This window comes from Corynebacterium appendicis CIP 107643 (assembly GCF_030408415.1).
In the GTDB taxonomy this organism is placed as follows: Bacteria; Actinomycetota; Actinomycetes; order Mycobacteriales; family Mycobacteriaceae; genus Corynebacterium; species Corynebacterium appendicis.
The window spans coordinates 1,431,423-1,454,097 of the sequence record NZ_CP046976.1; the positions used below are offsets into that span (position 1 = coordinate 1,431,423).

Here is a 22,675-nt window from a genome sequence, read left to right on the forward strand (position 1 = left end):
ATCATGTTAGCGGCACGTGCCGCACGCAGTAGGGGCGCTGGGTGCCTGAGTCGGCGCGCCGATGGTCGGAATGCCCAAACCGACACCGACGGGCGCGGTGGTGGGAACCTGGCCGGCCTCCGTGTTGTCGCCGGCGAGCGTGCGACGGTGGGTGTGGATGCCCGAATCGGCGATGAGGTAGTGCGGACGCGCATCGGTGACCGTGACGTGCACGATATCGCCCGGACGCACAGTGCGGTCGATATTGCCCTCGACCGTGAAGTGAACGAGGCGGCCGTCGCGCGCACGTCCCGACATGCGGCCGGTGTCCTTCTTGTCGTGCGTCTCCTGAACGAGCAACTCCTGGTCCGTGCCCACGAGCTTCGCGTTCTCCTCGGCACTGATGCGCTCCTGCAGCTCGAGCAGGCGCTCGAAACGCTCCTGGACGACCTTCTTCGGGATCTGGTCGGCCATCTCCGCCGCGGGCGTGCCGGGGCGCGGCGAGTACTGGAACGTGAACGCCGAGGTGAAGCGCGCTTTCTCGACGACGTCGAGCGTCGCCTGGAAGTCCTCCTCCGTCTCCCCCGGGAAGCCAACGATGATGTCGGTCGTGATCGCGGCGTGCGGGAGCTTCTCACGAACTTCGTCGAGAATGCGGAGGAATTTCGCCGAGCGGTACGAACGGCGCATGTCCTTGAGCACCTTGTCAGATCCGGACTGCAGCGGCATGTGCAACTGCGGGCACACATTCGGGGTCTCCGCCATGGCGTCGATGACGTCGGAGGTGAATTCCGCCGGGTGCGGCGAGGTGAAGCGCACACGCTCCAGGCCCACGATGTCGCCGCAGGCGCGCAGCAGCTTCGAGAACGCGGAGCGGTCGCGCTTCATGTCCGGATCGACGAAGTTGACGCCGTACGCGTTCACGTTCTGGCCGAGCAGGGTCACTTCGGTCACGCCCTGGTCGACGAGGGCTTTCACCTCGGCGAGGATATCGCCCGGGCGGCGGTCCTGCTCCTTGCCGCGCAGCGACGGCACGATGCAGAACGTGCACGTGTTGTTGCAGCCCACGGACACCGACACCCAGCCGGCATAGGAGGACTCGCGCTTGGCGGGCAGGACCGACGGGAAGTGCTCGAGCGCCTCGACAACCTCGACCTGCGCCTCCTCGCTGACGCGCGCGCGGTCGAGCAGCGCCGGCAGCGCCGCCATGTTGTGGGTGCCGAAAACAGCGTCGACCCACGGCGCCTTCTCGATCACCGTGTCACGGTCCTTCTGCGCCAGACACCCGCCGACGGCGATCTGCATCCCCGGATGGTTGCGCTTGACTTCGCGCAGCTGGCCAAGGGTGCCGTAGAGACGCTTATCGGCGTTTTCGCGCACCGCGCAGGTGTTGAACACGACGAGGTCCGCCTCCGCGTCGGCGGGCGCGGCCTCGTAGCCGGCGTCCTCCAAAAGGCCCGACAGGCGCTCGGAATCGTGCACGTTCATCTGGCAGCCGAACGTGCGCACCTCGTAGGTGCGCGGAGCTGCCTGCGTCGTTTTCATCCCGGTTGTCACGGTGCAACAGTGTATTGCCCGCCGCGTTCATCGCATAACCGCTCACCGACGAGCATTACGGCATGGGACTGCGCCACCACGACGAGGAGACGGCGCTGACAGTCAGCGACGCGCTCACGCAGATACCCGAAGACGGCTCGTTCGACCGTTTCGTCGCGGATAACCTGCAGGCCGATGCGGCAATGGCGCGGGACTCCCCGGGCGACACGTCGTTCTTGGCCGACGCGACTAGCGCAGCCAACTAGACCTGAGAGCCGAAAGCTAGCGCTCGCAGTCGAGTTCCTCACACCGCTCGTCGAGAGCTTCTTTGGCGGTCGCAAGCGCCATCGATTGCGGGAAGCCGCGGCGGGCGAGCACACCGACAATGCGCCGCAGCACCTTGTCGCGCTCGGCGCGGTCGGCCGGAACAGCCTTGACGGAGCGGGCTTTCTTCTGTGCGAGAGCCCGGGCGAGCTGGCGCTCGTCGTCCTCGTCGATCTGCTCCAGGGCGCTGTCCTGGTCGGCGGCGGGCACGCCTTTTTCTTGTAGTTCGCGGCGGAGCACCATGGCAGATTTGCCGCGGCGCTCAAAGCGCTGGCGGACCCACTCATGGGCGAAGGCTTCATCGTCGATGAGGCCGGAGCGCTGGAGGGAGTCCAGGACATCGTCGACAAGCTCGGGCACAGGCGGCTCTTCCCCTTCTTTGACGCGGCGTGGATCCAACAGCCGCTCGCGCAATTCGTGGCGCGAACGGGACCGCTGGTCGAGCAAGCGCAGGGCGCGTTCGCGCACCTTCGCGGCGGCCTTTTCGTGCTCGTGGTCGATGAGACCCGGCCCCTCGCCGGCTGCGTACACGTCGAGCGCTTCTTGCAGCTTGCGCAGCTTCTCCGGGTCCGGTTCGCGCCGCGGTGGGCGTGATGTCATGCCGGGCTATTTCTCCCCGGCCGCGGCGCTGTCGCCCTCGTCGTCGAAGTCGATATTGGGCACCATGTCGATCGCTTCGTCGCTCAGCTCGTCGTCTTGGCCCGCGAATTCGCCGACGCCGAGCTTCTGGAAGATCTTCTGCTCGAGCTCGTTTGTCAAGTCCGGGTTCTCCTTGAGGAAGAGGCGGACCTTCTCCTTGCCCTGGCCGAGCTGGTCGCCTTCGTAGGTGAACCAGGAGCCGGACTTCTTGATCACGCCGTTGTCCACGCCGAGGTCGATGATCGAGGACTCGCGGGAAATGCCCTCGCCGTACATGATGTCGAATTCGGCGATCTTGAACGGCGGGGAGACCTTGTTCTTGACCACCTTGAGGCGCGTGCGGTTGCCGATGGAGTCCTGGCCGTCCTTCAGCGTCTGGATGCGGCGGACATCGCAGCGCACCGACGAGTAGAACTTCAGCGCCTTACCGCCCGTGGTGGTCTCCGGGGAGCCGAACATGACGCCGATCTTCTCGCGCAGCTGGTTGATGAAAATCGCGGTGGTGCCGGAGTTGTACAGCGCGCCGGTCATCTTGCGCAGCGCCTGGGACATCAGGCGGGCCTGGAGGCCGACGTGGGAATCACCCATCTCGCCCTCGATTTCCGCCTTCGGGGTCAGCGCGGCGACGGAGTCGATCACGATGATGTCGATCGCGCCGGAGCGTACGAGCATGTCCGCGATCTCGAGGGCCTGCTCACCGGTGTCCGGCTGGGAGACCAGCAGATTGTCGGTGTCCACCCCGAGCTTCTTCGCGTAGTCCGGGTCGAGCGCGTGCTCGGCGTCGATGAACGCGGCGATGCCGCCGGCGCGCTGCGCCTGCGCGATGGCATGCAGCGCGACCGTGGTCTTACCGGAAGATTCCGGGCCGTAAATCTCCACGATGCGCCCGCGCGGCCAGCCGCCGATGCCGAGGGCAACGTCGATCGCGGTGTTGCCGGAGGAGATGGACTGGATCGGCGGGCGCTTCTCGTCGCCCAAGCGCATGATCGCGCCCTTGCCGTAGTCCTTCTCAATCATCGCCATTGCCGCGTCAAGCGCGTTCTGGCGGTCGTTCGCAGCGGAGGCAGCTTTCTTCTTCGTTGCCATGGCGTGGTTCCTTTCGTTTCGTGTGTTCCCCGGTTCGCAGCGGGCGGCTCAGTTCAGGTTGGAAGATGGTGCAGATAGTTCAGCTACATCCACTTAGACCGCCGCCGGCCCGTGTCCGGTTCCCCGTTCACTGAAAATCACACTAGTGGGCTTTCAGACACCCCTTCGAACATACACGCACGAATGTTCGAATGATTTATTCGCCCGGGCGGTCAATGCCCAGCCGGCGCTCTTCGGGGATGTCGAAGTCGTCGCACAGGTGGTCCCACACGTCGCGGGGGTCCACGCCGGCGTCGATAAGCTCGCCCGCCGTCTTGCCCTCGCCGGGGAAAACGTGCGAGGACACGACCCACTTCCCTTTCGCGTCGCCGAATTCGTCGGCGACGAGTTGGTGGAATTCCGTCAATCGCATGCGCACCACTTTACGCGTCGAGACTTTTCGCTTATCGACGCTCGCCCTCCCACGAATTGAACACCGTTCAACTCGCCCGCTAATGTCTCCCCTATGACAACATCACGCACCTCGGGCGCGCGCGGAACCAGTGCCGCCACCGACATCGCCTACATCGCGGTCTTCGCCGCCCTGATCTCCGTTCTGGGCTTCATCTCCATTCCCATCGGCGCCGCGGGAGTGCCGATCGTGCTGCAGAATGCCGCGACGATTCTCGCGGGCCTCGTGCTCGGCGGCCGCCGCGGTTTCCTGGCCACTGCCCTCTTCCTCCTTGTAGGCTGCTTCCTGCCTGTGCTCGCCGGCGGCAGCACCGTCATCCACGCCCTGGCTGGCCCGACTGTCGGCTACCTGGCGGGCTACCTGCTCGGCTCCGGTGCCGCCGGCCTGATCGCGTACCGCGCGCCGTTCAACAACAAGGCCGCGACAATCGCTGTCTTCTTCGTCGGCGGTCTCGTCGCGATCGCGTTCCAGTACGTTCTCGGCTCGTTCGGCCTGATGTGGCGCGCGGAGATGGGGCTCGGCGCCGCATTCGCCGCGCAGCTCGCGTTCATCCTCCCCGACCTGGGCAAGCTTGCAGTGATGGTCGCGATCGCCTTCGCCGTCCACTCCGCATTCCCGCAGCTGCGCCGCACCCGTTAATCTCTCGTCGTGCCCACTATTTCCTTCGACCGCGCCAGCGTCGCCTACGACTCCGACGTCATTCTGCAGCCGCAGACCTTTGAGCTGACCGAGAAACGCATTGGGGTCATCGGCTCCAACGGCTCCGGCAAGTCGACGCTGGTGCGGCTCATCAACGGGCTGATCGAACCGTCGTCCGGCACCGTGTCGTACAACGGCCTCGACGTAGCCGAGCACGGCAAAGACGTGCGCAAAAAAGTCGGATTCATCTTCTCCGACGCCGAGGCCCAGATCGTCATGCCGCGGGTGCGTGACGATATCGCGTTTTCCCTGCGCCGCTTCAAGCTGCCGAAGGCTGAAGTCAACGCTCGCGTCGACGACATGCTCGAGCGCTTCCAGCTTGCGGACCGCGCCGAGAACTCCCCCCACACCCTTTCCGGCGGCGAAAAACAGATGCTCGCTTTGGCCGCTGTCATGGTCATCGAACCGGAGACCATCATCGCCGATGAGCCGACAACACTGCTGGACATGCGCAACCGCCGCCGCATCGTCCGTGAGCTGACATCGCTGGACCAGCAGGTCATCGTGGTCACACACGACATCGACATGCTCACCGACTTCGATCGCGTCCTGTGCGTCAACAACGGCGATATCGCCTTCGACGGCCCCGCCCGCAAGGCCATCGCGTTCTACACCGACCTGATGGACCAGCTGGACCGCGACGAGGCGGGCGAATCCGGGAACGTGGAGACTTAAACGTGCGCATCAGAGAGCTCCCCCTCGGGGTCTACGTGCCGGGCGACACCGTCGTGCACCGCGCCTCCCCAGCCGCGAAATTCGCTGCGCTCCTGCTCTTCATCATCCTGATCACGGTGCTGCCGACGAAGCCGTGGCACCCGCTCGCTGCCGCCGGCGGTGTGGCCGTGTTCTACGCGGTCGCGCGGATCCCCTTCAAAACAGCCCTACACCAAGTGTTTCCGATCCTGCCGTTCATGGCGTTTATCGGTGCCTTCCTGTGGTGGCAAAGCGGCCTGGAGAAGATGCTCATCACGGTCTTCGGGCTCATCGCCGCACTGATGGCCGCCAGCTTGTTCACGCTGACCACCACCATCGAGGACCTCATGGAGGCGCTCGAGACCAATATGGCTCCTCTCGAGCGCATCGGCGTGCCTGTTGACACTGTAAGTCTCGCCATCGCGCTGACGATCCGCCAGATTCCGGTGCTGCTTGGTACGGCCAACGAGTCCCTAGACGCGCGAAAGGCCAGGGGCGCCAATATGTCGCTCCTGGCCTTCGGTACCCCGCTTGTCATCCGCAGCGTCCGCCACGCCCAGCTCACGGGCGAGGCGCTCATGGCGCGCGGCGCGGTGGATTGAAGCGCTCTAGATAATTCCTACTTCTCGCCGCGCAGCTCACGCATACGTGCTGCGACTGCGTCCTGATCGACGTTCGAGTAGTCGGCGGCGGCGTCGGTCGCTGCATTGGAGGAAGAAGCGTTGCCCTTTTCGATCGCCGGCTTAGAACCGGACTCGAGCTGGCCGCCCATCTCGGCGCGGATCTGCTCGAGGCGGCTGTGACCCGCCATCTGGATGCCGGCCTGCTCGACCTCGGCCATGCGGCCCTGGACGGAGTTCTGGGCGAGCTCAGCTTGGCCGAGAGCGTTGGAGTAGCGGCGCTCGATCTTCTCGCGGACCTGCTCCAGGTTCGGGGACGAACCGTCGGTGATCGAGTTCATGGACTGCAGGGACTCGGCGACCTTCTCCTGCATCTTCGCCTGCTCCAGCTGGGACAGGAGCTTGGAGCGCTCCGCCACCTGCTGCTGCAGCTTCATGGAGTTGCGCTCGACAGCCTGCTTCGCCTGCTCCGCCTGCTGGAGAGCCTGGTCGTGCATGGTCTTGGTGTCCTCGACGCCCTGCTCGGCGGTGACTAGCTGAGCGGCGAAAGCCTCAGCGGCGTTCTCATACTCGGTCGCCTTGGCATTGTCGCCCTCAGCGCGGGACTTGTCGGCCAACTGCAGGGCCTGCTTGGTGTTCGCCTGCAGCTTCTCCACGTCAGCCAGACGGCGGTTGAGCTGCATCTCCAGCTGGCGCTGGTTTCCAATCACAGCCGCTGCCTGCTGGGAGAGCTCCTGGTGCTGGCGCTGCGCCTCACCGATTGCCTGCTCGATCTGGATCTTCGGGTCGGCGTTCTCCTCGATCTTGTTGTCGAAGAGGGCCATCAGGTAATTCCAGAATTTGCTGAACGGATTAGCCATGGTGGGAGATTCGCCTTTCTACTGCGTGGTGTAGCGCCACGCCATGTAATTCGTCGCTAACGGTTCAATCGTAGCGGAGAAAATCCGAGTGTGCGGGGGCGCACGAGGGGCGCACGATAAGCCCGCGCAGCTGCCAGTAGTTAGACCTCCGCGGCCGCCGGCGGAGTGTGCGCCAGCTCGTCCTCCATCGCCTGCAGCGACAGATTCGCGGCAGCTTCGAGCAGCAGCTCGGACACAGTCGTATCCAGCGCCACGCACACCGACGCGAGCAGCTCGGAGGAAACTTCCTTGCGGCCTCGCTCCAGCTCGGAAATGTATCCCGGCGAGACGCGGGCTTCGTTGGCCAGCTCGCGCAGGGTCACGCCCTTGTCAGCGCGGAACGCCCGCAACGACATGCCCAGAGCCTCACGCAGGAGCGGTTCGCGCACCTTGGTTTCCGCATTCTTCTGTGCGCGTGCGGGAGCGTTTTCCGGTGCGGAAGAAGTCGTCGGGCCGTGCTGGTAATTGAGCGTCGTTGTAGTTGCCATCACGTCGTTCAACGATTCTCCCGTCCGTTTTGTTCCCGGTTTCCGTGATCTTCTTCCCATTCAATCTCATGCAGCACGGCCAGGATCGCGGCACTTACCGCCAGCTCGCGGATCTCCTGCCTCTCACCCACCAGGACGCGCACCGGTTCGTTCCCGCCGGGAATGAGCGCGAATTGGGTCGTCGGGGCTGCCCCGTCTTCATCCGCCGCATCCGCGAGAATTTCCGCGGCCGGGCTCGACACCGTGCGCGACGGCCCCGACACAGCGATATGGACCTCACCCACTGGATGGCCGTCCTGCGGGTCGGGCCCAGCGACGCCGGTCAGAGCCACTCCCCATGTCGCGCCGCATCTCCCCCGCGCGCCACGCGCCATGTGGCGGGCAGTCACCGCCGCGACAGGGCCACGGCTGTCCAGCACCTTCTCCGGCACACCAGCCAGCGTCGACTTCAACTCCGTGGCGTAAGTGACCAGACCGCCTCGCAGCACGTTGGAGGCACCCGGCACAGTCGCCACAGTCGCGCTTGCCAGCCCCGCCGTAAGGGATTCGCAGAACGCGACAGTCTCGCCACGTGACGTGAGCGTGCGGACGAGGGCGGTGGCGGGTGCATCGTCGATAAGCGTGCCCTGTGTCATGCGGCCTTCCTGTTTGCCTTGGCGCCGTCGACGAGGTACTGGACGCCCGTGACCACCGTGACCACGACTGCGATGAGCATGACCACGAGCGTCGGCAGGTCCATCCAGCCCGGCAGCGGGCTCAGGTACATCGCCACGCCGACGGTTTGCAGCACAGTCTTGAGCTTGCCACCCCTCGACGCGGGAACAACCTTGCCGTTTCGCAGCATTCCCATGCGCCAAAACGTGATGCCCAGCTCGCGCACGATGATCACGACCGTGATCCAGATCGGCAGTGGTCCCGCGATATTCAGCGTGACCAGCGCCGTGATCATCAGCGCCTTATCGGCGATCGGGTCGGCGATCTTGCCGAAGTCTGTGACCAGCCCCCGCGAGCGCGCGATGTCGCCGTCGAGCTTGTCGGTGATCATGAGTGCGACGAACACGCCGAACGCCCACCACCACCGCTCCGAGAGCACGAGCCACGCGAAGACAGGGATGAACAGGATACGCAACGACGTCAGAATGTTGGGCAGGTTCCAATTCGACGGCGTGGTCTGGCTCGGAGCATTCACACTCCCAACCCTACATTCCGTGCGGCACGCTAGACTTCCGGCCCATGACCTACTTCATTGCGACATACACGTACGGCGAGAAAGCACTCATCCAGGACACGCGTCCGGCGCACCGGGACTTCATCACGGGGTTGAAAGACGAGGGAAAGATCGTCGCCGCCGGGCCGTTCGCGGGCGATGAGCAGTCCGCGATCATCGTCCGCCTGCCCGAGGACGCAACGCTGACCGACGCCGAAGCATTGCTTGCCGACGACCCCTACCTCGCCGCCGGCGCCCTCACCGACCGGACTATCCGTGAATGGAGCCCGGTCATCAACATCTGGGACTAGCTGCCCCTCTTATTTCTTCCTGCCACCGCGCGCGACATCCAGGTGGTCGGTTGCGCGAGAACCGGTGGCGGTGTGGTCGCCCTTGCCGGAGGTGGCCGGGTCGTCGATCCACTCGATGTGGTGACCCTGATTGTCCACCTTGCGGCGGTTGCCGTGGTCGTCGTAGTCCACGTGGAACTGCTGCTCCTCGCGGCTGGACCGGCCGGCCTTCACGTCAGCGCGCTCCTTGATGACGGAGGCAACTGCCGTCACCACGAGCACACCCACGATGACGACCAGAGACAAGACCGTGCCGACCTCCGGCACGTTCAATCCCTCGCCGCCGTTGATGAACGGCAAGTTGTTCTCATGCAGGGCGTGCAGCAACAGCTTCACCCCGATGAACCCCAGCACCACCGCAAGTCCGTACGGCAGGTACACGAGCTTGTCCAGCAGGCCGTTGAGCAAGAAGTACAACTGGCGCAGGCCCAGCAGCGCGAACGCGTTGGCCGCGAACACCAGGAACGGTTCCTGCGTAATGCCGTAAATCGCCGGGATGGAGTCAAAGGCGAACATCACGTCGATGAAGCCAATCGACAGCAACGCCACGAACAGTGGCGTCACGGCTTTCTTTCCGGCCTCCGTCGCCGAGAACAGCCGGTCGCCGTGGTAGGACTTCGTGACCGGAATGACCTTGCGCAGGGTCTTGACCACGAACATGTCGTTCGGGTCCGGGTCCTCTTGGTCCGTCGCTTCGTCGTACACCAGCTTGATCGCGGTGTAGAGCAGGAACGCGGCGAAAATGTAGAAGACGTCAGACCACGCCTCAATGATGACCGCACCCAGCAGGATGAACAGCAGGCGGCAGATCAGGGCGAAGACGATGCCGATGAGCAGCACCTTCTGCTGGTACGCGCGCGGAATCTTGAACGAACTCATGATCAGCGCGAACACGAACAAGTTGTCCACGCTGAGCGAGAGCTCCGTGATGTAGCCGGTGAAGAATTGGACGCCGTGCTCGGCATCCCACAGCCACCAGACGATGCCGCCAAAAATGCAGGCCATCGTCATGTAGAACGCGGCCCAGCCGCCTGATTCCTTCATCGTCGGTTCGTGCGGGGTGCGCACGTGCGAGACGAAATCGAAGATGAAGAAGCTGAGAATCACGACTGACGTGATTAGCCAGATCGAAAGGGGCACATGCATGAATTGAACCTCCGGTTGCGACGAAAAATAACCGGAGGTCTCCCCCACCCTTTCACGTGATGGGCCGCCTGGACCGGGAACCGCGTACGGTTGGCCGTGTTGACGATCCGAGGCGCTTTCGGGGTACTCCCCTCCAACAGGGAGCAACACTACTCGATCGACGGGGTACACTCACACCCCGACCCGCCTGCGCCGACCGCCGGAGTGTGCCTAACTCACCGCCTCGTCGGGCACCACGTACAAAACCAGCTACTTGGATCCAGCTATTTACTGCTTTTGGGGGCGAATAGCTGGATCCAAGTAGCTGGATTCTCAGAGGAGCACCGTGTTACGGGGCTGGCGGAGGGATGCCGGGAATCGGGTGGCGGGGTTGGGTGCCGTGGGCTGATGGAGAGACCGCCGTTAGGGCGCCGATCTCACACTGCGTACGGGTCATCCCCGGGATCGAGGTTCAGCCGGAGCTCGATAGCGTCGGCGACTTTGTTGACCGTGCCGGTCCCCCACTGATCCGCCACGAAAGCGGCAGCCATGTCGATGCCAGCCGAGACACCCGACGAGGTCCAACGGTCCCGGTCGTGAACCCACCGGGCGGCGCGGTGCCACTCGACACTGGTGCCAAAGCTCGTCGCCCAGGTGAAAGCTCGCTTGTTGCTTGTCGCCGCGTAGCCGTCCAAAAGTCCTGCAGCGGCCAGCAGCGCGGAGCCGGTGCAGACAGACATGAGGGTCCGTGAGTTGGCGGCCATCGTCTTCACCTGACAAAGAAAAGCCTCATCGTGGACCAGCCGACGGGTGCCTGCCCCTCCCGGGACGAACAGGACATCGCCGGTCTTTGTTCCGAAATCGCCATCGACTCCGAGTGTCATTCCCTGCGACGAAGTAACTGGCTTACCGTCGGCTGAGAGGAATTCCGTTTCCAGCCCGTCAACCTTTGAGAAGACCTCGGCGGGACCAGCGACATCGAGAAGCTCGACGTGCGGAAAGAGGATGACGGACACCCGCATTCCCTGATCCCCGCACCTGCTAGAACGCACCGCCGGTCGGGTTGTAGGTGGCCTTCACGGTCTGGGTGTCGCCATCTGCCGCATCCGAATCGCTGGACGCTTCTTCTGCCGCGGCTTGCTCTTCGAGCACTTCCTTGGGAGCTTCGGCAGGGTCGGCGCCCTTGATCATCCACTGGATGGTCTCAAGCTCCTCGGGCTTGACCAGGACCTCGCGCGCCTTGGAGCCTTCGGACGGACCGACGACGCCGCGGGATTCCATGAGGTCCATGAGGCGGCCGGCCTTGGCGAAGCCGATGCGGAGCTTACGCTGCAGCATCGAGGTGGAGCCGAGCTGGGAGGTGACGACGAGCTCGACCGCCTCGAGGAGGTCGTCCATGTCCTTGCCGATCTCCTCGTCGATCTCCTTTTTCTCCGCGGCCTTCTCCTCGGTGACGCCTTCGGTGTAGTGTGGCTCGCCCTGCTCCTTGACTGCGTCGACGACAGCCTGGATCTCCTCGTCGGAGACGAATGCGCCCTGCAGACGCTGCGGCTTGCCGGCACCCTGCGGGATGAACAGCGCGTCGCCCATGCCGATGAGTTTCTCGGCGCCGCCCTGGTCGAGGATGACGCGAGAGTCGGTCAGCGAGGACGTGGCGAACGCGAGGCGCGACGGCACATTGGTCTTGATCAGGCCGGTGACAACGTCCACGGACGGACGCTGGGTGGCCAGAACGAGGTGGATGCCGGCGGCACGCGCCTTCTGGGTGATGCGGACGATCGAGTCCTCAATCTCCTTCGGCGCGGTCATCATGAGATCTGCGAGCTCGTCAACCACGCAGACGATGAGCGGGTACGGGCGCATCTCGCGTTCGGAGCCCGGGGGTGCGGTGTGTTCGCCGGAGCGGACCTTCTTGTTGAAATCCTTGATGTGGCGCACGCGCGCGGACTTCATGTCCATGTAGCGCTGCTCCATCTCTTCGACGAGCCACTGCAGTGCGGCAGCCGCCTTCTTCGGCTGGGTGATAATAGGCGTGATCAGGTGCGGGATCCCCTCGTACGGGGTCAGCTCCACCATCTTCGGGTCGACCAGGATCAGACGGACTTCTTCGGGCGTTGCGCGCGTCAGAAGAGACACCAGCATGGAGTTCACGAACGCGGACTTACCAGAACCGGTCGAACCAGCGACGAGAAGGTGAGGCATTTTCTGCACGGAAGCGGAGACGAAATCGCCTTCAATATTTTTGCCCAGGCCGATCAGCATCGGGTCGTGCTCGCTGCGCACCTTGGGAGCCTCGAGCACGTCGCGGAGGCGGACCATTTCGCGGTCGGCATTCGGCACCTCGATACCCACGGCGGACTTGCCGGGGATGGGGGTGAGCAGACGCACGTTGTCTGTCGCCACAGCGTACGCGAGGTTGGACTGCAGGTTCGTGATCTTCGAGACCTTCACGCCCGGGCCGAGCTCAACCTCGTAACGCGTCACTGTCGGGCCGCGGGAGAAGCCCGTCACCGCGGCATCGACCTTGAACTCGTCGAAGACGTCGGTGATCGCCTCGATCATGCGGTCGTTCGTTTCAGTGCGGGTCTTCGGCGTGTTGCCCGGCAGCAGCAAGCTTGTCGACGGCAGCTTGTAGTCGCTTTCCCCCTCCGGCTCTCGTACGGCCGGAGCAATGGTCGCCTCCTGATCCTTCTCGGAATTCGGCGTGGATGCCGGGATGGCGGACGCGTCGATTCCCGAACGAGCCGCGATCTGCTTGCGCATCTCCTCGCGGGCCTGGGAGACGGCATCGCTGGCGCCGGCGGTACCTGCGGCTGCGGCACCTGAGGCTGCAGCGCCTCCGACCTTTTGAATCGGCGCAGTGTCGGACGGCTTGCTCTTCGGTTTCGCCTTCGGAGCAGGCTTGCGGCGAGGTGCTTCGGCGGGAGCTGGCGCTGGTGCCGGAGCTTCAGCTGCGGGGGCAGCGGGGATCTGCTCGGTGAACTGGTCCTCGCCGGCGAATTCGCTGCTGAAGTCGTGCACCTCGTCTTGCGCATCGGAACGCGAGATCGCGCGGGTCTCGTTTGCTGCAGCGGAGCGGGTTTTTGGCCGGCGGCGGCGAGGGGCGGGCTCGGCGGGGGCGTCGAAAAGCGTCGGGTCGCCGGCGTCTTCATCGGCGGGGTCGACTGGGTAGTTATCCATCGGTGTGCGGCGCTTGCGTCCCTGGGCCCGCTCACGCGGGCGGCGCTCGCGCCCCTCGGCGATGTCGTCGAGATCGCCCTCGACGTGGCTGTACATGTCGTCGTCCTCGGCCTCGTCGTGCGGGTCCGGCGTGTGCGCGTTCAACGCGATTCCGCGCAGGAGACTGCGGATGTAGTCGAAGGATTCGCGCACCGTGATGCCGGTCGCGAGCAAAGCCGCGTAAACGATGACGAGACCGAGCAGCGGAACAGCGACATACGGCGTGAAACCAGCACTTAGCGGCCCGCCCAGCAGGGCGCCGATGGCGCCGCCGGCGACCTTGCGGTCAGCCCAGCTCTCCGGGGTACCCGCGAAAATGTGGATGAGGCCGAGCATGCAGACCGCGATGATCGTCAGGCCGGCGCCGCTGTGGGCGCGCTCGGAGGCGGAGTTGCCGATGCCGAGCATGATCGCCACGGCGATGCCAACGAGAATGACGGGCAGCACCAAAGCACCGGCACCGATAATCCAGTGCACGCCGCTGGCGATCGCGGCACCCACCGGACCGGCGATATCGAGCCAGACGGACGCACCGAGGACTGCTGCCAGCCCGATGAGGATTAGGCCGAGTGCGTCGGCGCGGCGGCCGCGCTCTGGGACGTCGTATTCGTCATGGGATTCAAAGGAGTCATCCACGTCCTGGTCCTCCTCGGGCGCGTCGTAGGTGTCGTCGTATGCGTCGGGCTGCGCCGAACGCTTCCTGCGGCGGCGCTTGGGAGCGCCATCCACCTCGCCCTCGGCGGGACGCTTCTGCGAGCCGGTCGCCTTGCGGCCGACAGCGCCGAACGCACCTGTCACCTCACGGGCGGCGTTGCCCACCCCGCGCCCGACGGCACCAACGGCAGAACCGACACGCTCATCAGCGGAGTCGGCGGCGACCATTGTTCCGGATGCGGAATTGCGCGAGTACCCGCCTGTGGTGCGGGTATCGCGGCTCTTCGGCCCGGTTTTGGGGCGACCTTTCTGGCGGCGCTGGGTACTGGTGACAGACATGGCCACCACTGTAATGCCCAGTCACACCTTAAGTCACATGCGCCACACCGGGTAGCAGACTTTTCATCGAGTCTAGATTTGACGCTTGACTTTCTGGATATCCTGCTCGTCGCCGTCGATCGTGACCTCGACTGCCTCGCGGCCGCTGACCCACAGCAGCAGCTCGCCCGGCTCGCCGGAAACGCGCACCACGCGGTCGCCGTGCTCGACGACGCCGCGTCCTCCGCCGAGCGTCAGCGGCGGGTGGTTCGGCGGAGTCAGCACGACCGGAATATCGGAGCTTTTGAGCGCTAACATGCCCATCAGCTTCGCCGCCTTCATAAGGTCGTTTTCGACCACGCGGGAGAATTCGCGCGCAGCGGCCTCTCCCCCACCCCGGCGGACATCCTCGTGGTGGATGAAGTGCTCCGATGTGTTCATCGCTTTATCCAGCGGCTTCATGAACAGCGGCGGGCCCGCCGCCCACTCCTGGACGACTTCGGTGTACGGCCGCTGCTTCACCGTGGCCTGTGCTTCCTTGGTGGAGCTCGATAGCGCCGACAGGAAGTACCCTCCTGCCAGGTACGGCTTGCGCTCACGGAGATACAGGTGGGCGGCCAGGTCCGCAGTAGTCCATCCTGCGCACAACGTGGGCGCATCAGGTCCCTTCTCTACCAACAACTGGGCCAGCTTTTCGCGCTCTTTTTGCTGAAACGACATAGGCCCCAGCCTAGCGTGGCTGGGGCCATTGATCCGGGAACATGAGTCAGCCCCCGGAAGGTATCGCGCCTGCGCGAATTACAGGGATTCGCGGGACGACTCGACGTCCTCGTTGCTGAGCGGTGCGGTGTCGTCGGCGTTCATCGGTACGACCGTCGGCAGGATCACCGGCTCGCGCTTGTATTTCTGTTCGATCGTGCGGGACACGCGGCGGCGGAGCTGCTGCACCATGCGGTACGGATCGTTCTCGCCTTCGGCGGCGAGATCCATCATGGTGTTCTCCACCAGCTCGACAAGATCGGGCAGGACGCCGCGGTCGTCGTCGACAAGACCGGTGGTAGACACGACCGGACGCTCGATGAGGCGGCTGGTGCGGTCATCGATCACGCAGGTGATCGAGATGACGCCGCCGGCAGCGAGGTTCGTGCGGTCGGTCAGGACATCCGGGTCGACATCGCCCATCGTGGTGCCGTCGACGTACAGGTTGCCCACCTGGTACTGGCCGGCGACTTTGAGCTTGCCGTCGACCATGTCCACAACAACACCGTTCTGAGCCAGGACGGTGTTCTCCGGCTTCACGCCGGTCGCGATGGCCAGCTCCTTGTTGGCGCGCAGGTGGCGCCACTCGCCGTGCACCGGCATGGCGTTGCGCGGTCGGGCCATGTTGTAGAGGAACAGCAGCTCGCCAGCGTAACCGTGGCCGGATGCGTGGACGTGGGCGTCGTCGCTGGTGATCACGTTCGCACCGATCTGGGCGAGGTTGTTGATCACGGCGAAGACCGCTTCCTCGTTGCCCGGGATGAGCGAGGAGGACAGGATGATCGTGTCGCCGTCGCGGACGGTGATCTGGCGGTGCTCGCGGCGGGACATGCGCGACAGAGCAGCCATCGGCTCACCCTGCGTACCGGTCGTGATCAGCATGACGCGGTGCGGAGCCATCTTCGCGGCTTCCTCGATCGGGACGATCGTGCCCTTCGGAGCCTTCAGCAAATTCATCTTCTCGGCGATCTCCATGTTCCGGATCATGGAGCGGCCATTGAAGGCGACCTTGCGGCCCGAAGCGACGGCGGCGTTGACCGCCATCTGCACACGCGAAACGTTCGAGGCGAAGGACGCCAGAACGACGCGCTGCTTCGCAGCCTGAACGAGACGGATTAGCGTTTCCTCAATGCCGGCCTCCGAGGCGGAGATGCCCGGGATGGTGGCGTTAGTGGAATCGCACAGGAACAGGTCGATGCCCTCATCGCCGTAGCGTGCCAAGGCCGGCAGGTCCGTCGGCTTGTTGTCGTACGGGGTCATGTCGACCTTGACATCGCCGGTCATGCAGACGGTGCCAGCGCCGGTCTTGATGACCACGCCGAGGCAGTCCGGAATGGAGTGGCCGACGTGGAAGAAACGCAGGTTGAACGGGCCGACAGTCACCTCGGACTTCGGGTTCACCTCGTTCAGCTTCGGACGCTGGCGGTGCTCCTTCGTCTTCGCGGCGATCAACGCGTTGGTGAACTTCGCCGAGTAGATCGGGATATCCGGGCGCAGCTTGAGCAGCCACGGGATCGCGCCGATGTGGTCCTCGTGGCCGTGCGTGACAACGAGGGCCTCAACTTTGTCCAGCTTGTTCTCGATCGGACCGAAGTCGGGCAGGATCAGGTCCACGCCCGGCTCGTCAGACGACGGGAAGAGCACGCCGCAGTCCACGATGAGCAAGCGGCCGTTGTACTCGAAGACAGTCATGTTGCGGCCGATCTCGGAGATGCCGCCGAGCGCGTAGATGCGCAGTCCGTTCTGCGGCGGCTTCTGCGGCGCCGGCAGACGCTTAGTCAGATCGGCACCCTGCATGCCCTTGACCGGGTTACGGCGGTTGTCGCTGCCGCGTCCGCCACGGCCGCGTCCACGTCCACGGCCACGACTGCGGCCATTACCGTTACCGTTGCCGCCGCCGTTGTTTCCGCTGTTTCCGCGTCCGCCACGGCTTCCACCGTTGCCGCCGCCGCGGTTGTCGTTGCCGCGGCCGCCGTTACCGTTGCCGTGGTCGTTGTTGTTCTTCCCGTCGTTGTCGCGGTTGCCGCCGCCGTTTCCGTTTCCATTGCCGGAACCGTTCTTGCCCCCGTTGTCGCCGGGTTGCGTGTCCGCTGCTTGGAAGACCGGTTGCTGGTCTCCTGCCTCGGGCGGGCCCGCCTTGCGGGTCACCTTGCGGGAGCGATTGCGGGGTTCGTTCATACTTATAGGACTCCAGCCTTTTCCATGTCGCGGCGCAGAGCCTCCAGCTGCTTGTCATCTACGGCGACGACGGGCAGGCGGGGGTCTCCGACCTCGATGCCCTGCAGGCGCAGGGCCGCTTTTGCAAATGTCACTCCACCGAGCGCCGCTTGCTGTCCAGCGAGCACGCTCATGGTGGTGGCGTTGATTTCCCGCGCGCGGGCGAGGTCGCCTTCCTCGAAGCTTGTCACCATTTCTCTCATCAAACCTGGGGCTGCGTGGCCGATCACGGAGATGACTCCGGTCGCGCCGACGGAGAACCACGGCAGGTTGAGAACGTCGTCGCCAGAGTACCAGGCAAGGTCCGTGTCATTGATAATCGAGGTCGCCTCGAGCACGTCGCCCTTCGCGTCCTTGACCGCCTTGACAGTCGGCAGCTCGGCAAGCGCGCGGATCGTGGAACCCGCGATCGGGATGCCGGAGCGGCCCGGAATGTCGTAGAGACAGATCGGCAGCTCGGTCGCCTCTGCCACAGCCGTGAAGTGCTTGAGCAGGCCCGCCTGAGACGGCTTAGAGTAGTACGGCGTGACCACGAGCAGCGAGTCGGCGCCGGCATCGCGGGAGGCCTCGGCCAGCGCGATGGTGGAACGCGTGTCGTTTGTGCCGGCGCCGGCCATGATCTTGACGCGGTCGCCGAGCTCTTCGCGGACGGCTGTGATCAGCGCGATCTTCTCGTCCGGAGACGTCGTCGGGGACTCGCCGGTGGTGCCGCCGAGGATGAGAGAGTCGACTCCGTTGTCGACCAGGTGGGCAGCCAACTTTCGCCCGGCCTTGAGGTCGAGTTCGCCGTGTCGGTCGAACGGGGTGACCATTGCGACACCGACAGTGCCGAATTCTTCTGCACCGGTTTGTGCTTTCGTTGAAATGCCCATGGCTATCTAGGGTACATTCTCTTCCCCGCGAATCTGTGTATCCCTATCGGGCAGTTTGGCGGGCAGTGGTCTTTACAGGCCTAAACAGTCGTCCTAACCGGCGTAGGGGCTCGTGGCCATAACGGAGCCGTCGGCAAGCGTGCTGATGAGGAAGTCGTCGAAAAGCGCCGGTGCCTGCTTTTTGAGAGTTTCCAGGCAGGCGACGGCTAGTTCGCGGATTTCGGTGTCGGCGTGCTCGCTGGCGCGCGCCGCGATGAACTCGCGCCACGCGCGGTAGTTGCCGGTCACCACGAAGCGCGTCTCGGTGGCGTTGGGCAAGACCGCACGCGCTGCTTGGCGCGCCTTCTTCTTGCGCAGCAGCGCGTTGGGCTCGGCGGCGAGGTTGCTTTCTAGCGCCTGGAGGAGCTCCTCGTAGACGAAGCGCTGCTCGTCGACCGCCGAGAGGAACATCTGCGATAAATCTTCGTCTTCCGCGATCGAGTCGGGCACGACAACGTCGGACTCCCCCGCCGGGACGAAGCGCTGGGAGAGCTGCGAGAACGACAGGTGGCGGTGCCGCAACAGCTCGTTGCCCGCGGCCCGCGACAATCCGCGCACGTACAGCGTGGCCGTGGCATGCTCGAGCAGCGCGTCGTGGCCGACTTCGAGAATGTGCCGCAGGTACGTCTCGTTCCTCGCTGTATGCGGGTTCGGTTTGTCGAAGGTCTCGTAGCAGGCGCGTCCCGCGAATTCGACCAGCGCTTCCGCGTCCGTTGCTGCGGGGTCCTGCTCCCAGTCGACGTCGGCGGGCGCCGCGAACGATGTTGCCGCGACGAGTTGGACGTCCAGCTTCTTGCTCTGCGTCATTTACAGACCCAGGTAGCTGTCGAGGCCGACGGTGAGCCCCGGGTTGTCCGCGACCTGGCGGACGCCGGTGAGCACTCCCGGCACGAAGGAATCGCGGCCGTAGGAATCCTGACGGATGGTCAGCGACTGGTCGGTGGTGCCGAAGATGATCTCCTCGTGCGCGACCATGCCCTGCATGCGCACCGCGTGGACCTTCACACCGTCGACGTCCGCGCCACGGGAGCCGTCGAGGGCCTGCTCGGTCGCGTCCGGCATCGCGGACATATTCGCTTCTCGACGAGCCTCCGCAATCCCCTGCGCCGTCTTCACCGCCGTGCCGGACGGTGCGTCGAGCTTATTCGGGTGGTGGTACTCCACGACCTCGGCCGAGTCGAAGAACGGCGCGGCCTGGCGGGCGAATGCCATCGCCAGCACGGCGGAGATGGCGAAATTCGGGGCGATGAGCACGCCGACACCGTTGCCCTCTCCCCCGTTCTTGGCCTCGAGCCAAGAACGCACCTGCTGGTAGCGCTCCTCGTCGAAACCGGTAGTTCCAACAACGGCATGAATGCCGTTGTTGATGCAGAACTCCAGGTTGTCCATGACGACGCCCGGGGTGGTGAAGTCGACGACGACCTCTGCCCCGTTGTCCACGAGCAGTTCCAGCGAGTCGCTGGCATCCACCTCTGCGACGAGCTCCAGGTCATCCGCCGCGTTGACACCTGCAACGACTGCGGAGCCCACGCGGCCCTTCGCGCCGAGCACTCCCACCTTGATAGCCATGATCCGCCTTCCCGCCGGTATCAGCACCGGCACTTCTCGTTGGTCGTTCGTTATCTGTCTAACCACCATAGCGCCGCCCTGCGGCCTCGCCGCCGAGAACCTCGCCGCGTGGCCAACACGCCGCTCACCGGCCCTACCAGTAGTCGCGCTGTCGCATTCGCGCAGCTAGAATGGAACATATGAAACTCAAGTCACTCCAGTCGACAGCAGTCATCCTCGCATCGGGACTCGTACTGGCCAGTTGTTCGGGCGAGAACGTGTCTGAGCCGGCCCTGAGCGCACAGACACCCAACGCGACGACGACGGAGGCTGAGGAGCAGACAGAAACCACCACGTCCGAGGCCGACAGCCAGACCCGTCAGGCCGCGATGGATTCTGCTGCCGCCGCCGACGGGTTCAGCACAGAGCCGACCGAGAAATTCGGCGACGGCTACGGCGAGCTGCGCACCACCGATATCCGCGTCGGTTCCCACGACGGCTTCGACCGGCTCGTCATCGAATTCGAGGGCACCGGAGAACCGCGCTACCACATCGGTTACACCGACGACCCCCGCCAGGATGGCTCCGGCTTTCCCATCGACGTCCCCGGCGCCGCGAACCTGGAGATGATTGTCCACGGAACTGCCCCGGATATGTCGCTGGACGCGGAGTACGAGCCGAACACTAACCTCGGCCTTGCCAGCGGAAATATCGTCGATGTGTACAACGGCGGCGCCTTCGAAGCGACCTCCCAGTACGCCGTGGGTTTAAATAGCGAGCGCCCGTACAAGGTCGAGATCCTGCACGAGCCGACGCGTCTTGTCGTCGACTTCCGGAACTAAGTCCGGAACGCGCTACGCCTGGTGCGATTCCGACAAAATGACCAAGGTGACCGTCGCGTCTTCACGGGCTACCAGCTCGTGAACGATTCCCGCACCGAGGTGAACAGCGCTCCCCGGCTCCACAACCTGCGTTTCCCCCTCGGCGGAAAACTCCACCCGCCCAGTCTGGCCGATGACCAAGATCGGCCAGGCTGCTTTGTGGTCCGGCATGACATCGCCTGCTGCAAAAGACAGGCGCACAACAGTGGCGCCCTCGTGCTTGCCCAACACCTTTAATTGGGGCCGGTCACGCTGCTGGTTATCCGCCGATTTGGCCGCCTGTAAACCTTCGATGATCTGCACTGGTCACGCCTTTTCAGTCTGACTTCTAAAATGGGTCACGTACTTTCCAGCACGTAGGTTCAGCCTATAGTCCAACGATCGGTTTTCTATCATGACTTCTCCACGCACAGCCTCAACTCGACGCGGCAATGTAACAGCGTGGGTCGTCGTGGCTTTATTGGTGATCGCTTCAGTGGCGGGAGCTCTCGTGTCGCACGCACGCGCCGGAGACGCGAGGGATTTGTCCGGCCCGGTGATCCAGGAGGTCACCATTGAAGGAATGAGCTTTACTCCCGCCCGCATCGAAGTGGACGGCTCGACGCCGGTTGTCCTGAAGATCACGAACAACGACGACCGCCGCCACGACCTGAAGATCGGCGCGGAGCACTCCGGCGGGATTCCGCCGGGGCGGACGATCGTGCACGACTTCGGCACCTTCACCGAGGACACCCAGGGGTGGTGCACCTTGGCGGGGCACAAATCGCAGGGAATGGTCTACGACGTCGCGGTGACGGGCTAGACTCCCCTATTTCCGCGCCGCGGCTTTCTCCATGATCACCGCGCGCTGGGCGCGCACGCCACGCACCATCAGCGGGATGAAGGCGACGAGGCACGCGCACGCAATGATGCTGCACACGATGCGCGCGATCGACGACGGCGCGAAAAGCCAGCCGAGCAGAGCGGCGTTGAACACGGCCACGCGCACAACGCCCGCGCGGTTCAGCTCCGCCAGACCGGCCCGCGTCGCCGCAGGACCGCCGCCGATCGTCGTGGGCATGAGGTAGCTCATCGTCCCGATCAAAAGCTGCGCGGCGAACCCCGCGATGAGGGGAAGGGTGGGAGGGATAAGGGCGTCGAGGGAAGCGTCGATAAGCAATGCGGACGTGCCGAAAGCCGTGAGCGCGGCGACAAGCCATGCGACGGCGAGCAGCACGGACAAGCTCGGGTACGTGACGCGTTCGCGCCACGAGGTGGCCAGCACTCCCGCGAACCACGTTTGGAGCGCCCACGCCCATGCCGCTGCGTAGACGAGCACGCCGAGGCCGAGCGCGCGCCCGCTGCCGCACAGCGCACCTGTGGATGCGAAGACGAGGCCTGCCCCCATGAGCGCCAGCACGGTGCGCGGCCGAGCCAGCATCGCCCTCATCCGCCACATTGCGGGAAGCAAAATGACCAGGGACGCCATCGCGGCGAACCCGACGAAACCGCCGATATTCAGCAGCATGTGGGCGAGCAACACCCTTTGCTGCCACCCGCCGCGCAGATCCAGCGCGAGAGCGGCGCCGAAACACCCGCCGACAACGAGGCACGCCGCCGACGCCACGTACCCCCACGCGACAGGCCGGAACCGCTTTTCAGGAGCAGAGGCAATTTGCTTGCCGACGCTCACAGCGTGCCACCCCAGCGCCCCCACCACCAGCGCGGCGCCGCACCAGGTGATGCCCCAGTGCCATTCGATTCCGCTCAGCACCTGGCCAATGAGAACGCCGACCACTCCGGCGTTGAGGATCCGCGACCGCAACAACTGGGCTGGCCGGGCTGAGTCCGGCAGCTTGTGCTGTAGAAAGCGCTCGGTGAGGTTCTGCGACCACACGACGATGGAATTCGTCAGAACACCGAGCGTGAAGATGTGGATCAACAGCCAGCGCGGCTCGGGCACGAATGTGTGGACGAGTCCGACAATGACGAAAACGCCCATCCACACCGTCACGGGGCGCGACACCTTGCGGTGCCACACCCGCGGGTCCCAGCGGGACGACGGTGAAGTGGGCGTTGCCGTAGAGGAAGAG

General features: G+C 64.6%; 25 protein-coding genes. 7 read left to right on the forward strand and 18 right to left on the reverse strand.

The window, feature by feature from the left end; translation table 11 throughout:
* Positions 1-6: 6 nt before the first annotated feature.
* Positions 7-1,524, reverse strand: coding sequence for a tRNA (N6-isopentenyl adenosine(37)-C2)-methylthiotransferase MiaB (gene miaB, locus CAPP_RS07025; protein ID WP_076598847.1), 1,518 nt, complete (start codon positions 1,522-1,524; stop codon positions 7-9).
* A 74-nt stretch (positions 1,525-1,598) separates the two neighbouring features.
* Between miaB and CAPP_RS07030 the strand changes: the two genes are divergently transcribed.
* Positions 1,599-1,781, forward strand: a complete 183-nt coding sequence (locus CAPP_RS07030) for a hypothetical protein (RefSeq protein ID WP_076598846.1) — start codon at positions 1,599-1,601, stop codon at positions 1,779-1,781.
* 16 nt (positions 1,782-1,797) lie between these two features.
* Here CAPP_RS07030 and recX read toward each other — a convergent pair whose 3' ends face one another.
* The 3 genes from recX to CAPP_RS07045 form a co-directional block, all read right to left on the reverse strand.
* Positions 1,798-2,439, reverse strand: a complete 642-nt coding sequence (gene recX / locus CAPP_RS07035; protein WP_076598845.1) for a recombination regulator RecX — start codon at positions 2,437-2,439, stop codon at positions 1,798-1,800.
* Positions 2,440-2,445: 6 nt separating this feature from the next.
* A complete protein-coding gene (gene recA, locus CAPP_RS07040; RefSeq protein WP_076598844.1) occupies positions 2,446-3,564 on the reverse strand; it encodes a recombinase RecA in 1,119 nt (372 codons plus the stop codon).
* A 196-nt stretch (positions 3,565-3,760) separates the two neighbouring features.
* Positions 3,761-3,976 carry a DUF3046 domain-containing protein gene (locus CAPP_RS07045; RefSeq protein WP_076598843.1) on the reverse strand — a complete coding sequence of 72 codons (216 nt, stop codon included), beginning with the start codon at positions 3,974-3,976 and terminating at the stop codon, positions 3,761-3,763.
* A gap of 93 nt (positions 3,977-4,069) precedes the next feature.
* Here CAPP_RS07045 and CAPP_RS07050 point away from each other — a divergent pair, with 93 nt between their 5' ends.
* From CAPP_RS07050 to CAPP_RS07060, 3 genes are read left to right on the forward strand one after another with little or no spacing between them, the layout of a single operon-like run.
* Positions 4,070-4,654, forward strand: coding sequence for a biotin transporter BioY (locus tag CAPP_RS07050; RefSeq protein WP_076598842.1), 585 nt, complete (start codon positions 4,070-4,072; stop codon positions 4,652-4,654).
* A 9-nt stretch (positions 4,655-4,663) separates the two neighbouring features.
* Positions 4,664-5,389, forward strand: a complete 726-nt coding sequence (locus tag CAPP_RS07055) for an energy-coupling factor ABC transporter ATP-binding protein (protein ID WP_076598841.1) — start codon at positions 4,664-4,666, stop codon at positions 5,387-5,389.
* Positions 5,390-5,391: 2 nt separating this feature from the next.
* Complete coding sequence (locus CAPP_RS07060; RefSeq protein WP_084560525.1) at positions 5,392-6,009, forward strand: energy-coupling factor transporter transmembrane component T family protein; 618 nt, start codon at positions 5,392-5,394, stop codon at positions 6,007-6,009.
* Between the two features lie 17 nt (positions 6,010-6,026).
* Here CAPP_RS07060 and CAPP_RS07065 read toward each other — a convergent pair whose 3' ends face one another.
* The 4 genes from CAPP_RS07065 to pgsA form a co-directional block, all read right to left on the reverse strand.
* Positions 6,027-6,887: a PspA/IM30 family protein gene (locus CAPP_RS07065; protein ID WP_076598840.1), complete on the reverse strand. Its 861-nt coding sequence runs from the start codon at positions 6,885-6,887 to the stop codon at positions 6,027-6,029.
* A 140-nt stretch (positions 6,888-7,027) separates the two neighbouring features.
* Complete coding sequence (locus tag CAPP_RS07070) at positions 7,028-7,414, reverse strand: helix-turn-helix domain-containing protein (RefSeq protein ID WP_076598917.1); 387 nt, start codon at positions 7,412-7,414, stop codon at positions 7,028-7,030.
* A gap of 8 nt (positions 7,415-7,422) precedes the next feature.
* A complete protein-coding gene (locus CAPP_RS07075; protein WP_076598839.1) occupies positions 7,423-8,049 on the reverse strand; it encodes a CinA family protein in 627 nt (208 codons plus the stop codon).
* Complete coding sequence (gene pgsA, locus CAPP_RS07080) at positions 8,046-8,603, reverse strand: CDP-diacylglycerol--glycerol-3-phosphate 3-phosphatidyltransferase (RefSeq protein ID WP_076598838.1); 558 nt, start codon at positions 8,601-8,603, stop codon at positions 8,046-8,048. The genes CAPP_RS07075 and pgsA overlap by 4 nt, the downstream gene beginning before the upstream one ends.
* A 44-nt stretch (positions 8,604-8,647) precedes the next feature.
* Between pgsA and CAPP_RS07085 the strand changes: the two genes are divergently transcribed.
* Positions 8,648-8,932: a YciI family protein gene (locus tag CAPP_RS07085; protein ID WP_076598837.1), complete on the forward strand. Its 285-nt coding sequence runs from the start codon at positions 8,648-8,650 to the stop codon at positions 8,930-8,932.
* 9 nt (positions 8,933-8,941) lie between these two features.
* Here CAPP_RS07085 and CAPP_RS07090 read toward each other — a convergent pair whose 3' ends face one another.
* The 8 genes from CAPP_RS07090 to dapB all read right to left on the reverse strand — a co-directional run bounded on the left by CAPP_RS07090 (position 8,942) and on the right by dapB (position 19,743).
* Positions 8,942-10,117 (reverse strand): TerC family protein, encoded by a 1,176-nt coding sequence (locus tag CAPP_RS07090; protein ID WP_076598836.1) that lies wholly within the window; start codon positions 10,115-10,117, stop codon positions 8,942-8,944.
* Between the two features lie 416 nt (positions 10,118-10,533).
* Entirely contained in the window at positions 10,534-11,118 is a 585-nt protein-coding gene (locus CAPP_RS07095) for a DJ-1/PfpI family protein (RefSeq protein WP_076598835.1), read from the reverse strand.
* Between the two features lie 19 nt (positions 11,119-11,137).
* On the reverse strand, positions 11,138-14,308 hold the full coding sequence (locus CAPP_RS07100) for a DNA translocase FtsK (protein WP_076598834.1): 3,171 nt from the start codon (positions 14,306-14,308) through the stop codon (positions 11,138-11,140).
* A gap of 72 nt (positions 14,309-14,380) precedes the next feature.
* A complete protein-coding gene (locus tag CAPP_RS07105) occupies positions 14,381-15,007 on the reverse strand; it encodes a TIGR03085 family metal-binding protein (RefSeq protein WP_076598833.1) in 627 nt (208 codons plus the stop codon).
* 78 nt (positions 15,008-15,085) lie between these two features.
* A complete protein-coding gene (locus CAPP_RS07110) occupies positions 15,086-17,224 on the reverse strand; it encodes a ribonuclease J (protein WP_076598832.1) in 2,139 nt (712 codons plus the stop codon).
* A gap of 2 nt (positions 17,225-17,226) precedes the next feature.
* The gene (gene dapA / locus CAPP_RS07115) at positions 17,227-18,135 is read right to left on the reverse strand and encodes a 4-hydroxy-tetrahydrodipicolinate synthase (RefSeq protein ID WP_076598831.1); all 909 of its coding nucleotides are present in this window, start codon (positions 18,133-18,135) and stop codon (positions 17,227-17,229) included.
* 93 nt (positions 18,136-18,228) lie between these two features.
* The gene (gene thyX, locus CAPP_RS07120) at positions 18,229-18,981 is read right to left on the reverse strand and encodes an FAD-dependent thymidylate synthase (RefSeq protein ID WP_076598830.1); all 753 of its coding nucleotides are present in this window, start codon (positions 18,979-18,981) and stop codon (positions 18,229-18,231) included.
* On the reverse strand, positions 18,982-19,743 hold the full coding sequence (gene dapB, locus CAPP_RS07125) for a 4-hydroxy-tetrahydrodipicolinate reductase (RefSeq protein WP_076598829.1): 762 nt from the start codon (positions 19,741-19,743) through the stop codon (positions 18,982-18,984). It lies immediately after the preceding gene.
* A gap of 179 nt (positions 19,744-19,922) precedes the next feature.
* Here dapB and CAPP_RS07130 point away from each other — a divergent pair, with 179 nt between their 5' ends.
* Positions 19,923-20,564 (forward strand): AMIN-like domain-containing (lipo)protein, encoded by a 642-nt coding sequence (locus CAPP_RS07130; RefSeq protein WP_076598828.1) that lies wholly within the window; start codon positions 19,923-19,925, stop codon positions 20,562-20,564.
* A gap of 12 nt (positions 20,565-20,576) precedes the next feature.
* On the opposite strand, the gene CAPP_RS07135 is transcribed toward CAPP_RS07130, so the two are convergent.
* On the reverse strand, positions 20,577-20,906 hold the full coding sequence (locus tag CAPP_RS07135) for a cupin domain-containing protein (RefSeq protein WP_234958761.1): 330 nt from the start codon (positions 20,904-20,906) through the stop codon (positions 20,577-20,579).
* Between the two features lie 91 nt (positions 20,907-20,997).
* Here CAPP_RS07135 and CAPP_RS07140 point away from each other — a divergent pair, with 91 nt between their 5' ends.
* A complete protein-coding gene (locus CAPP_RS07140; RefSeq protein WP_143313846.1) occupies positions 20,998-21,405 on the forward strand; it encodes a cupredoxin domain-containing protein in 408 nt (135 codons plus the stop codon).
* Positions 21,406-21,411: 6 nt separating this feature from the next.
* Here CAPP_RS07140 and CAPP_RS07145 read toward each other — a convergent pair whose 3' ends face one another.
* Positions 21,412-22,596, reverse strand: coding sequence for a hypothetical protein (locus CAPP_RS07145; protein WP_076598826.1), 1,185 nt, complete (start codon positions 22,594-22,596; stop codon positions 21,412-21,414).
* Positions 22,597-22,675: the final 79 nt, after the last annotated feature.

What these genes read in the sequence shown, in the direction of transcription:
- miaB (WP_076598847.1), bottom strand. Translation starts at nt 1,524, where the DNA reads ATGAAAACGACGCAGGCAGCTCCGCGCACCTACGAGGTGCGCACGTTC.
- CAPP_RS07030 (WP_076598846.1), top strand. Translation starts at nt 1,599, where the DNA reads ATGGGACTGCGCCACCACGACGAGGAGACGGCGCTGACAGTCAGCGAC.
- recX (WP_076598845.1), bottom strand. Translation starts at nt 2,439, where the DNA reads ATGACATCACGCCCACCGCGGCGCGAACCGGACCCGGAGAAGCTGCGC.
- recA (WP_076598844.1), bottom strand. Translation starts at nt 3,564, where the DNA reads ATGGCAACGAAGAAGAAAGCTGCCTCCGCTGCGAACGACCGCCAGAAC.
- CAPP_RS07045 (WP_076598843.1), bottom strand. Translation starts at nt 3,976, where the DNA reads ATGCGATTGACGGAATTCCACCAACTCGTCGCCGACGAATTCGGCGAC.
- CAPP_RS07050 (WP_076598842.1), top strand. Translation starts at nt 4,070, where the DNA reads ATGACAACATCACGCACCTCGGGCGCGCGCGGAACCAGTGCCGCCACC.
- CAPP_RS07065 (WP_076598840.1), bottom strand. Translation starts at nt 6,887, where the DNA reads ATGGCTAATCCGTTCAGCAAATTCTGGAATTACCTGATGGCCCTCTTC.
- CAPP_RS07070 (WP_076598917.1), bottom strand. Translation starts at nt 7,414, where the DNA reads ATGGCAACTACAACGACGCTCAATTACCAGCACGGCCCGACGACTTCT.
- CAPP_RS07075 (WP_076598839.1), bottom strand. Translation starts at nt 8,049, where the DNA reads ATGACACAGGGCACGCTTATCGACGATGCACCCGCCACCGCCCTCGTC.
- CAPP_RS07085 (WP_076598837.1), top strand. Translation starts at nt 8,648, where the DNA reads ATGACCTACTTCATTGCGACATACACGTACGGCGAGAAAGCACTCATC.
- CAPP_RS07090 (WP_076598836.1), bottom strand. Translation starts at nt 10,117, where the DNA reads ATGCATGTGCCCCTTTCGATCTGGCTAATCACGTCAGTCGTGATTCTC.
- CAPP_RS07095 (WP_076598835.1), bottom strand. Translation starts at nt 11,118, where the DNA reads ATGCGGGTGTCCGTCATCCTCTTTCCGCACGTCGAGCTTCTCGATGTC.
- CAPP_RS07100 (WP_076598834.1), bottom strand. Translation starts at nt 14,308, where the DNA reads ATGTCTGTCACCAGTACCCAGCGCCGCCAGAAAGGTCGCCCCAAAACC.
- CAPP_RS07105 (WP_076598833.1), bottom strand. Translation starts at nt 15,007, where the DNA reads ATGTCGTTTCAGCAAAAAGAGCGCGAAAAGCTGGCCCAGTTGTTGGTA.
- CAPP_RS07110 (WP_076598832.1), bottom strand. Translation starts at nt 17,224, where the DNA reads ATGAACGAACCCCGCAATCGCTCCCGCAAGGTGACCCGCAAGGCGGGC.
- dapA (WP_076598831.1), bottom strand. Translation starts at nt 18,135, where the DNA reads ATGGGCATTTCAACGAAAGCACAAACCGGTGCAGAAGAATTCGGCACT.
- thyX (WP_076598830.1), bottom strand. Translation starts at nt 18,981, where the DNA reads ATGACGCAGAGCAAGAAGCTGGACGTCCAACTCGTCGCGGCAACATCG.
- dapB (WP_076598829.1), bottom strand. Translation starts at nt 19,743, where the DNA reads ATGGCTATCAAGGTGGGAGTGCTCGGCGCGAAGGGCCGCGTGGGCTCC.
- CAPP_RS07130 (WP_076598828.1), top strand. Translation starts at nt 19,923, where the DNA reads ATGAAACTCAAGTCACTCCAGTCGACAGCAGTCATCCTCGCATCGGGA.
- CAPP_RS07140 (WP_143313846.1), top strand. Translation starts at nt 20,998, where the DNA reads ATGACTTCTCCACGCACAGCCTCAACTCGACGCGGCAATGTAACAGCG.